10 protein-coding genes are annotated in these 9,702 nt (G+C 64.9%); 2 read left to right on the top strand and 8 right to left on the bottom strand.

Annotation, left to right across the window (positions count from 1 at the left end):
* Together ACREE8_RS09875 and qhpR are read left to right on the top strand one after the other, a co-directional pair.
* Positions 1 to 2,654: beta strand repeat-containing protein (locus tag ACREE8_RS09875; protein ID WP_431572817.1), on the top strand; the 2,654-nt coding region annotated here is incomplete at its 5' end.
* A 169-nt stretch (positions 2,655 to 2,823) separates the two neighbouring features.
* Positions 2,824 to 3,906, top strand: coding sequence for an AraC-like transcriptional regulator QhpR (gene qhpR, locus ACREE8_RS09870; RefSeq protein ID WP_431572816.1), 1,083 nt, complete (start codon positions 2,824 to 2,826; stop codon positions 3,904 to 3,906).
* A 28-nt stretch (positions 3,907 to 3,934) separates the two neighbouring features.
* Here qhpR and ACREE8_RS09865 read toward each other — a convergent pair whose 3' ends face one another.
* The 8 genes from ACREE8_RS09865 to ACREE8_RS09830 form a co-directional block, all read right to left on the bottom strand.
* On the bottom strand, positions 3,935 to 4,564 hold the full coding sequence (locus ACREE8_RS09865) for a hypothetical protein (RefSeq protein WP_431572815.1): 630 nt from the start codon (positions 4,562 to 4,564) through the stop codon (positions 3,935 to 3,937).
* 79 nt (positions 4,565 to 4,643) lie between these two features.
* Positions 4,644 to 4,925, bottom strand: coding sequence for a BMC domain-containing protein (locus ACREE8_RS09860; RefSeq protein WP_431572814.1), 282 nt, complete (start codon positions 4,923 to 4,925; stop codon positions 4,644 to 4,646).
* 37 nt (positions 4,926 to 4,962) lie between these two features.
* Positions 4,963 to 5,232 carry a EutN/CcmL family microcompartment protein gene (locus ACREE8_RS09855; RefSeq protein WP_431572813.1) on the bottom strand — a complete coding sequence of 90 codons (270 nt, stop codon included), beginning with the start codon at positions 5,230 to 5,232 and terminating at the stop codon, positions 4,963 to 4,965.
* Positions 5,232 to 5,744, bottom strand: coding sequence for a hypothetical protein (locus tag ACREE8_RS09850; protein ID WP_431572812.1), 513 nt, complete (start codon positions 5,742 to 5,744; stop codon positions 5,232 to 5,234). The genes ACREE8_RS09855 and ACREE8_RS09850 overlap by 1 nt, the downstream gene beginning before the upstream one ends.
* 32 nt (positions 5,745 to 5,776) lie before the next feature.
* A complete protein-coding gene (locus ACREE8_RS09845; protein WP_431572811.1) occupies positions 5,777 to 6,382 on the bottom strand; it encodes a BMC domain-containing protein in 606 nt (201 codons plus the stop codon).
* Between the two features lie 3 nt (positions 6,383 to 6,385).
* A complete protein-coding gene (locus tag ACREE8_RS09840; protein ID WP_431572810.1) occupies positions 6,386 to 7,990 on the bottom strand; it encodes an aldehyde dehydrogenase family protein in 1,605 nt (534 codons plus the stop codon).
* A gap of 8 nt (positions 7,991 to 7,998) precedes the next feature.
* Positions 7,999 to 9,291, bottom strand: coding sequence for an aspartate aminotransferase family protein (locus ACREE8_RS09835; RefSeq protein ID WP_431572809.1), 1,293 nt, complete (start codon positions 9,289 to 9,291; stop codon positions 7,999 to 8,001).
* A 285-nt stretch (positions 9,292 to 9,576) separates the two neighbouring features.
* A partial coding sequence (locus ACREE8_RS09830) for an SDR family oxidoreductase (protein WP_431572818.1) occupies positions 9,577 to 9,702 on the bottom strand: 126 nt, incomplete at its 5' end.

The following is a 9,702-nucleotide window of genomic DNA, read 5'->3' as shown; positions in this document are numbered from 1 at the left end:
CGGTGATCGAGGGCACTGAGAATTACTCGGTCCAGATCACCAGTCCGACCCCAGGCTCGATCGCAACCGCCACGGTGACGACGAGCATCGTCGACCAGACCACGGGGCCGGTGTGGAGCATCGCCGGTGACAGCACGGTCAATGAGGGCGGCAACGCCCTTTACACGGTCAGCTATACCGGCGCCACGCTGGCCTCGGGTCAGACCGCCTTCGTCACGATCCAGACGCATTCTGGAACTGCCGCCGAGGGCACCGACTTCGACACCCGCGACAACACGATCCTGACCTTTACGGGCGGCGGCGGCAGTGCCCAGACTCTGGTCGTTCACACGATTCAAGACACGGTCGCGGAAGATAATGAGAATTATTCGGTGACGATGTCGCCCTCTCGGGGCACGACAGCGACGGCTACCGCCACCACCACCATCATCGACGATGATGACTCCGACCGGCTGCTGGTCGGCACCGACAGCGGCAACACGGGCCCCGGGGCGGCCGACATCAGCAGCACCTCGCCCTATGCGAACCTGATCCTGCAGGGCGGGACGGGCCAGGACATCCTCATCGGCGACAGCGGCGGTGCGACCCATCTGCCAGCCAGCGTGCAATATGAAGACCAGAACGGCGTCGCCGTTCTGGACAAGTCGGGCAGCGTCGCCGACAGCAACATTGTCCAGCTCTCCAAGAGCATCGTCCTGTCGCTGGCGCAAAAATACGCGACCTACGCCCATGACGCCTTCGTCGCCGGGCAGGATGTGACGGTCAAGTTCACCGTCATCCCGTTCAACGGCGCTGCCGGCAACGCCATCACCGTGACCGCGCACAGCCTCGGCGACCTGGTCGAAACCAGCCCCGGTTCGGGCATCTGGCAGTTCGCCAGCCTGGCCACTTCGGTCAATGCCATCACGGCTTCCGGCAACACAGATTTCCAGGACGCGCTGCTCGCGGCCCGCAACCAGCTCCTCGGCGACAGCGGCCTGCCCAGCAATTCGAACTATGCGCCGCTGACCGGGTTCGACGGCAACAATCGCCTGTTCTTCATCTCCGACGGCCATCCCACGGAGCAGACCGGCACCTTCCAGCAATATGATGCGCCAGGCAGCAGCAGCGGCCTGGATTACTGGCGCGGCGTCTGGACTGCCTTGGGCGTCGATGCGCATGCGATCGGCATCGGCCTGACCGCACAGAGTGGCGACTTCACCAATCTCCAGAAGATCGACAATAGCGGCGGCGCCGAGATCGTCACCGCCGCCGATCAGGTCGGCTTCGCGCTGGAGGGAACCTTCCAGCCGGGCGCCGACATCCCCGACGCTGTCGGCGGCGACAGCCTCAGCGGCGGCAACGGCCAGGACATCATCTTCGGCGACGTCGTCAACACCGACCATCTCGATGCCTCGACCGTGACGGGCGAAGGCTATGACGCACTCTTCGCCCAGATCCAATCCGATCTGGGCCATGCGCCGAACGACCAGGAGGTGCTGACCTATATCCGCACCCATCTGGATACGCTCTACGAGGACAACGACCCGCGGGGTGCCGCCGACCATATCGATGCAGGCGCCGGCGACGACACGGTCTTCGCCCAGGGCGGCAATGACACCGTCATCGGCGGCTCGGGCGCCGACCTGCTCGATGGCGGTACGGGCAACGACCGGATCGTGGCCGATGCGGTCGCGGGGACGCCCGATGGCGCGGTCGATACGCTCGTCGGCGGCATGGGCAGCGACATCCTGGTCGGTGCCGATGGCGAGGCGGATTATTTCCAGTGGAAGGCCGGCCATCGCGGCGCCGAGGGCATCACCGGCTTGCATGCGCAGTCCGGGACCACGTTCAGCGAAGGGTCGGGCGAGATCACCGTCACCACGACGCTCAGCGACCCGCACAACATCCATTACTTCACGTTTGAAGTGACCGGGACGGAGTCCCAGTCGCTGACCATCGACCTGAAGAGCCTGGGCGGTACCCTCGACAGCCAGATCTATCTGTTCAAGGACAGCAACGGCAACGGGCTGGTGGGCAGCAGCGCGAACGATCCGCTGGTGAGCTCCAACAACAATGACAGCGGGGCCTATGGGATTGCCAGCGACGGCAGCACCAACAGCCAGGATTCCTTCATCGTCCAGGGCCAGCTGGCGCCCGGCAAATACATCCTTGCCATCGGCGACAGCACCCTCAGCGAGACCGAGGCGCGCAGCAATGACAGCACCAACGGCAACAGCAACAATGGCAGCGGCAGCGGGCAATATCAGCTGACGATCACGGGCCAGAATGTGGACCTGACCGGCGGCCATGGCCTGGCACAGGGCTTCATTCCCGATCCCAACGACGATACCGATACAGTGCAGGGCTTCCAGATCGGTGGCGCGCCCGGCAGCCGGGATGTGCTCGATTTCAGCGATCTCCTGTCAGGAGCCCCGCATACCGGAGCGGGTGCCACCGCCGCCAACCTGTCGTCCTATTTCGACGTCTCCTTCAGCGGCGGCAACACGATTCTGTCCGTGGACTACAACGGCGCCGCGGGTCCGGCCGGCTCGGGCTTCGATCCGCAGCTTCATGTCGTGCTGCAGGGCGTCTCCCAGGCCTCCTGGGGCGGCAGCCAGGACGAGACCCAGGTGCTCACGACATTGCTGGCCAACGGGCAATTGACGACCTGAGCCGCGACCTTGCCTCGAGGGCGGAGGTCGAGTTTTCCACAGGCTGAGGATCGTTCTTCGACGGGCGTAGGGGAACCACGCCTTGTCGCCCCCTCTCTCCATGGTCTTTAATTCTCCGCCGCCGGCCGCGTCACCGCTGGCGGCACCTCTGTCTGGACCGGGAGGGATCATGGGCGTCGTTTTGCCGGAAGGATCGCCGGGCGTCGGAGCCGGGCCGCAGATCCTCGCATCCGCCGCCAACGGCATCGCGGAGCTGATCGCGACCCTCGGCGGCGATGCCGGGCGCGTCTTCGAGACCGTCCATGTCGACGCCCACAGCCTCGACAGCCCCTTCAACGAATTGAGCCTGGCGCAATATTGCCAGCTCTTCGAGGAGGCCGCCCGCCACACCCGCTACGACAATTTCGGCCTGCGCTTCGGCTATGGCTTCAAGCCGAAGCAGCTGGGGGCCATCGGCTACATGGCCGTAAACTCACCGACCCTCGCCGCCGCTTTGCAGAACTTCTGCCGCTATTTCCCGGCCCATCAGCAGAACACGACCATGACCCTGCGCGAGGAGCGCGATCTGGTCTATCTCGATTACCGCATCGAGGATGGCCGCATCAGCCGGCGTCGCCAGGATGCGGAGCTGTCGATCGGCATGTTCTGCAACATCTTCTGGCATGCCTTGGGCCGCGGTTGGCGGCCGCTGGAGATCCATTTCGAGCATCCCAAGCCGCATGAGCCCCGCGAGCATGAGGCGCTGTTCGACACGCCGATCTACTTCTCGCAGCCTTTCAACTCCGTCGTGTTCCGCCGCAGCGATCTCGACTGCGTCATGCCAGAACCGGATTCATCCCTGTTCTCGCTGCTCGAGCCCTTCATGAGCGGCCGCTGTCGGCGCGCAAGGCCCGACGATCTGGTGGCCCTGGTGCGGCAGAAGATCGAGATCCAGCTGCAGCATGGCAATCCCAGCATCAAGCGGGTGGCGACCGAGCTCGGCATGACGAGCTGGACCCTGCATCGACGTCTCCATGATCTCGATGTCAATTTCAACGATCTGGTGCGTGGCTCGCGGCGCGATCTGGCGCTACGCTATGTGGCGGAGCCCCACATCCCCCTGACCGAGGTCGCTTTCCTGCTCGGCTATTCCGAGCTCAGCGCCTTCAGCCGCGCCTTCCGCCAATGGACCGGCATGGCGCCGGCCCATTACCGGCGCCAATGCGCCCTCACCCGTCGCCTCGAGCGGTCGTCCGCCTCGATCCGCAATTGAGATTTCGTCGCCGCGGCCCGACGCCCTTTCAGTGGCTGCGGCCTTCGATCGCCTCCAGAACCTCGGCGATCCGGTCGCGCGCTCGGGTGACATCCGCGGTCGGCCCGCTGATATAGAGGCGCCCGGCGGCCCCGATCATCTGCACATTGACCAGCGTGTTTCCCGGTGCTGCCTTCTCCGCCTCGTTGGCCGCGACCGCCGCGAACAAGGCCGGCACCATCTCGCAGACCAGCAAGGTTTCGCCCGGCATCACCATCGAGGCCTCGCGATTGCGGTTGATGATCACCGCATGCTGATCGGTGATCGCCTCGATCACGTCGGTATAGAGCACCCGGGGCCGCAGCTGATCGGCCGGCTTCGATTTGATCCCGTCGAGGATGGCCTGTCCTGCCCGCTTCAGCTCTGACAGATCGCCGGAATGCAGCTCCAGCACGCCGAACTGGCGCTCGACGAAGAGGATGCCCGGCTCGACATCCGGCACCGATTTGAGCGCCAGATCGATCACCCGTTCGATCGCGAGGCCGGGCGCCACCTCGATGATGAGCGAGTGGCTCCCCTGGATCGGCGGATAGCCCCGGGCGCGCGTGGGCGAGCTCAGATAGGCTGCAAACTGCGGCTGGAGATTCTCCACCATCAGATAGACGCGCAATTCCGTCATCGTCAGCGGGCCTGTCCGCAGGTTCCGTCATTCCCCCGGCCGGCGGGCCGGGGGCTCGATCCGCCGTAGGCGATCCGGATTATTTCGGCACCGACGTGAAGTGCTTGATCAGGTCCGGATGCGGCCGCGGGATCACATGCACCGAGATCAGCTCGCCGACGGTGTTGGCGGCCTCGGAGCCGGCTTCGGTCGCGGCCTTCACGGCGCCGACATCGCCATTGATGATCACGGCCACCAGCCCGTCGCCGACCTGCTCGCGGCCGACGATCACCACATTGGCGGCTTTGACCATGGCGTCGGCGGCGGCCAAGGCCGCGACATAGCCCTTCGTCTCGATCATTCCGATTGCGTTCGACATCATTCTCTCCTTGCTCGCTGGATAGGGTCAGAAATCAGGATTATTTGGCGGGTTTGCCATTCTTCGACGGCTCGTCGATCGAGCCGATGATCAGTGCGTCGATCGGCGGCGCCTTGCCGGGGAACCAGGTGGCCGCGGTCGAGCCGGTCGAGACCAGCACGCGTTCGCCGATGCCGCAGCCCAGCACGTCGAAGGCGACCAGGCGGGTCCCCTTCCCGTCATCGAGCTCGACCTCCAGCATGGCGCCGCTGGGAATCTCCTTCAGACGCTTGGTTGACCAGACATTGCCTTTGACCGTCGCGCGCAACATCAGACGTCCCTCTCGATCTGCACACCCAACTGCCGCGCCTTGTCGCGCGCCAGCGGCGTGACCACCACGCCTCGGCCGATGATCAGCCGCGCGCCTGCTTTGGCCGCGTCGACCACCGTGTTCTCTTTCACCACGCCCTTGAGGATCTTCTCGGTCGCGCCTGCCGGACGGCCGGTGGATGCGGTCGATGCCGCGGAACCCGACCGCTTCAGCTTGAACGCATGACGGCCCGATTTGACGGCCTCGCGCGTCGCCGGATTCTCCAGCAGATGCACGATCCGGTGCACGAACTGGGCGAGGTCCTGGTCGCTCTGAAGCGAGACTTCCTCCCCGGCGCTCTGCCGCGCGGGGGTCGATTGTCCGGTCGGCATCGCCTTCTTCGCCGCCGGCTCGGCCCGTGCCGGCGCTGGCGCGCTCGCGACGACCTTCTGTGCCGCGGCCTTCAGCGCGGCGCTGCCCTTGATCGCCTCGGGCAACGCGTCGCGCAGGACTTCCCGCACCATCCGGCGCATCGCCTCGCGATCCAGCCCCGCCTTCCGATCGCTCACTGCAATGCCTCCAACGCCTGCTGGGCGGCAACGGACGCCGCCCGCACATTGTCCTCGGTGCCGCTGAGATAGACCCGGCCCGTGGCGCCCATCATCCGGTAATCGATGACCTTGATGTCCGCCGCCTTCTCCGCCTCGTTGGTGGCGAGGATGGCGTAAGCCGCCGGCTGCATCTCCAGCACGAACAAGGATTCGCCCGGCAGGATCATCGAGCCCAGCTTGTTCCGGTTGATCAGGAAGGCGTGGAGATGATCGATGCGCGTGATGATCTGCGAGGCCAGAATCTGTGGTTTTGTGGCCTTGTCAGCGGTCGTGTCGAGAAAATCGAGAACGGCCTGGCTCGCGGCCTGAACCGCCGCTGTCGAGCGCGAATGGATCTCGAGATAACCGAACTGGCGCTCGACCACCAGGATGCCGCTCTGCACCTCGGCATGCTTCAGCGCCACGTCGGTGATGGCCTCGATATCGAGCCCCGGCGCCACCTCGATGATCTGCGCCGCCATGTTGGTGCGCGGCAGGCTGCCGCGGATCCAGCTGCCGAGATAGCACATGGTGCGCGGCTGCAGCTGATCGATGAAGATGAAGGAGCGCAACTCGGCCATGGATCAGGAACCCATGAAGAGGCTGCGCAGTTCTTCGATGATCACCTGGCGGATCTCTTCGCGCATCTCGCCGAGATCGTCGTCCGCCATACCCAGGCGTGGCGCCGGCATCTCCAGCCCTTCGGTTCCGTCCGGCGCCTGCACATCCCACGGCTCGAGATTCGTATAGTCGCCGAAGGACTCGCTCGCTTCCTTGTTGTAGGCGATGCGGGTCCAGTTCACGAGATGCTGGGGGCCGACATTCTCGCCGATCGAGCTGCGCCCGAAAAAGCCGGTGCCGATAGTCATGGTCGGCGCGAGATTGGTATCGAACCCGGCGGCACCCTGGCTGCAAGGTGCGTTGACCACCACGCGCAGCACAGTGACGGCCATGCTGAAGGCCAGGATCGTCCGCTGATCCTTGCTGTGGATGGCGGCCGAATGGCCACCACCGCTATAGCGCAACAGGGCTCGCGCCGCCTCCAGCCCGCGCTGCGCGTTCGGCACCTTGAGGAAACCCAGCACCGGGCAGAGCTTCTCGCGCGCGAAGACTTCCTCGGGCACCGGCAGATCGAACGGTGCCAGCAGGATCCTGGTCTTGGCGGGTGCCCGGATGCCAGCATCGCCGGCAATCGTGCCGGCATCGCGGCCCAGCGCCTGGAGATTGAACTTGCCGCCCGGGAAGAGATAGGCGCGCAGCCGCTCGGTCTCCTCCTCGGAACAGAGATAAGCGCCCTCGCTCTGCATATGGCGCAGCAGCTTGTCGGCGATGGCGGCCTCGGCGATCAGCACCGATTCATTGGTGCAGAGAACGGAGTTGTCGAAGGACTTGCTGGCGACGATGCGCTTGGCGGCCTTGGCCAGGTCGGCTGTCGCATCGACCAGCACAGGAACGTTGCTGGGCCCGACACCGATCGCGGGATTGCCCGAGGAGTAGGCCGCGCGAACCATGGGTGAGCCGCCCGTGGCGAGGATCACGTCGGTGCGCGGATCGGCCATCAGGGCCGTGATCAGGGGAATGCTGGGCTCATCGATGACCTGTACGGCGCCGTCGGGGGCACCGGCAGCGGCAGCGGCGTCCGCCATGCAGCGCGCGGCATCGGCGCAGCAGGCCTTGGCCATGGGATGCGGACTGATGATGATCGCGTTGCGGCTCAGGAGCGCGATCATGATCTTGAAGAAGACGGTCGAGACCGGATTGGTCGAGGGCGTCAGCGCGAAGACCACGCCGGCCGGCCGCGCCAATTCCACGATCTTGCGCTCGGCATCGATCTTGAGGCCGACCAGCGGCTCGTCGCGGTAATAGTCGTAGATGCCCCGGCTGACGAGCTCGTTCTTGATCTTCTTATGCTCGACGACGCCGAAGCCCGTCTCTTTGACCGCCCATTCCGCATAATGCTGCGCCTTGGCGAAGCCAGCGTCTGCCGCGGCCTTGGCGATCCGCAGGGTGCTCTCCCGGTCGAGCCGGGCGAAGGAGGCCGCGGCCCAGCGTGCCCGCTCCAGCATCATGCCGGCGCGCGCCAAACGGGCCTCGTCCTTCATGGTCTCGCTGGCGCTGGCGGCCTTGATGATCAGTTCTGACGGCCCGCCGGACGCCTTCTCGTCCGACCGCCGCTGCATCCGTGACATGGCCGTACTCATGCCGCCGCCCGCTTGCCCTTGAGCCCGAGCACCTCGGCACGGGCTTGCGCGATCGAGACCTCGACGCGGTCCATCAGCTCTTCGCTCAGATCGCGCGTCAGCAGGAGACCCGGCTTGAACTGAAGCACGCGCGGATCGAGCGTCGAGAAGATCGCCCAGACGCCGTTCCGATAGAGTGCCTTCATCACATACATGGCGCCCTTGGGATGGTCGAACTCGAGGCCCATCACCACGCCCTTCTGGCGGATCCCGACGAAGAAATCGCTATAGATCGCCTTGATTCGCTCGAGCCGTCCACCGATCAGACTGGAGATGTAGTTCACCATCGAGTGGACTTCGGGGCGGTTGCAGATCTCGAGCACCTTGATCGCCACGATGCAGCCGAGCTCGGCGCCGGCCATGGTGGACATGTGGCCGAAGCCGTCCTGCTTCAGCCAGGCTCCGGCCTCCTCGGTGACGACGGTGCAACCGATCGGATACATGCCGCCGCAGATGCCCTTGCCGGTGACCAGGATGTCGGGCTCGACGCCATATTTGTAGCAGCCCCACATCTCGCCGGTCCGCATCAGGCCGGTCTGCACCTCGTCGGCGATGTAGAGCGCGTCATATTTCTCGCAGAGCCGCTTGACGCCCGTCAGATAGCCTTCCTTCGGCATCGGGAAGCCGTAGGTGGCGGGGATCGTCTCCATGATGACGGCCGCGACATCGCGCTTGCGCAGCGCATCCTCCATCGCCGTCAGATCGTTGAACGGCACCTGGACGAACTCGTCGGGCCGATCGGAGAGGAACAGCTCGGAGAAGCGCTGGTCGCCGGCACAGACGGCGAGGCCGGTATGGCCATGATAAGCCTTGATGACCGAGACGATCTTGCGGCGCTGCTTGGCGTGGCGCGCCGACTTGATGGCGATGTCGATCGCCTCGCCGCCGCCGCTGCCATAGATCACATATTGCATGTTGGGCGCGCAGGTCTTGAGCAGCGCCTCGGCCAGCGCGGTCCGCGCCAGGCTGGGGAAATGATGGTTGCCCATGTCGAAATGCTTCATCGCCAGCTCGAGGGTGGCGATGAGTTCGGGATTGCGATGGCCGAGGCTGTAGGTGCCGCCATTGAGATGGACATCGATCAGCCGCTTGCCGCTCATGTCCCAGAGGAAATATTCCTCGCGGCGATCGATCACGAGATCGACGCCGAAATCCTGCCAGGACTGGGTCTTTCCCGGATTCCAGAAGCTCTTCGATTTCTCGATGAACTCTTCCTTGGAGTCGTAGGAGAAGAAGCCGTAGTCGTACATCGCGCTCGCTCCCTCGGGGGCTCGCCCTCGCCAACAATTCGAAGCGTCGGAATCGCCGGCAATGGGCGGGAGGCAAGATGCGCCGTGCGAGCGCGCGCTGGCTTGACAGGAACCGATGCCGCTTTTGACAGCGGCTGCGGCTGCGTCGATTTTGTTAGATTGCTATCGAACGGTTTTCCACGGGGCCGTCATCGATCGGCAATGAGAAGGGCCCCGGCCGAATCCGAAGATCCGGCGCGGGGCCCCTGGGCGGAAAGCGATTGTCGCCGACGTTCAACCGATCTCTCAGGAGACGGCCATTTCCTCCAGCGCCATCAGGGATTCCGGCAGGATCTGACCGCCATCGACGATGAGGGTCTGGCCGGTGATGTAGGCGGCCTCGTCGGAGGCCAGGAAGAGCGCCGCATAGGC

This window comes from Hypericibacter sp. (assembly GCF_050729195.1).
In the GTDB taxonomy this organism is placed as follows: Bacteria; Pseudomonadota; Alphaproteobacteria; order Dongiales; family Dongiaceae; genus Hypericibacter.
This window is presented reverse-complemented; position numbering and strand designations above follow the sequence as displayed.

What these genes read in the sequence shown, in the direction of transcription:
- ACREE8_RS09855 (WP_431572813.1), bottom strand. Translation starts at nt 5,232, where the DNA reads ATGTTGCGCGCGACGGTCAAAGGCAATGTCTGGTCAACCAAGCGTCTG.
- ACREE8_RS09860 (WP_431572814.1), bottom strand. Translation starts at nt 4,925, where the DNA reads ATGATGTCGAACGCAATCGGAATGATCGAGACGAAGGGCTATGTCGCG.
- ACREE8_RS09840 (WP_431572810.1), bottom strand. Translation starts at nt 7,990, where the DNA reads ATGTCACGGATGCAGCGGCGGTCGGACGAGAAGGCGTCCGGCGGGCCG.
- ACREE8_RS09845 (WP_431572811.1), bottom strand. Translation starts at nt 6,382, where the DNA reads ATGGCCGAGTTGCGCTCCTTCATCTTCATCGATCAGCTGCAGCCGCGC.
- ACREE8_RS09850 (WP_431572812.1), bottom strand. Translation starts at nt 5,744, where the DNA reads ATGCGCCGGATGGTGCGGGAAGTCCTGCGCGACGCGTTGCCCGAGGCG.
- ACREE8_RS09835 (WP_431572809.1), bottom strand. Translation starts at nt 9,291, where the DNA reads ATGTACGACTACGGCTTCTTCTCCTACGACTCCAAGGAAGAGTTCATC.
- qhpR (WP_431572816.1), top strand. Translation starts at nt 2,824, where the DNA reads ATGGGCGTCGTTTTGCCGGAAGGATCGCCGGGCGTCGGAGCCGGGCCG.
- ACREE8_RS09865 (WP_431572815.1), bottom strand. Translation starts at nt 4,564, where the DNA reads ATGACGGAATTGCGCGTCTATCTGATGGTGGAGAATCTCCAGCCGCAG.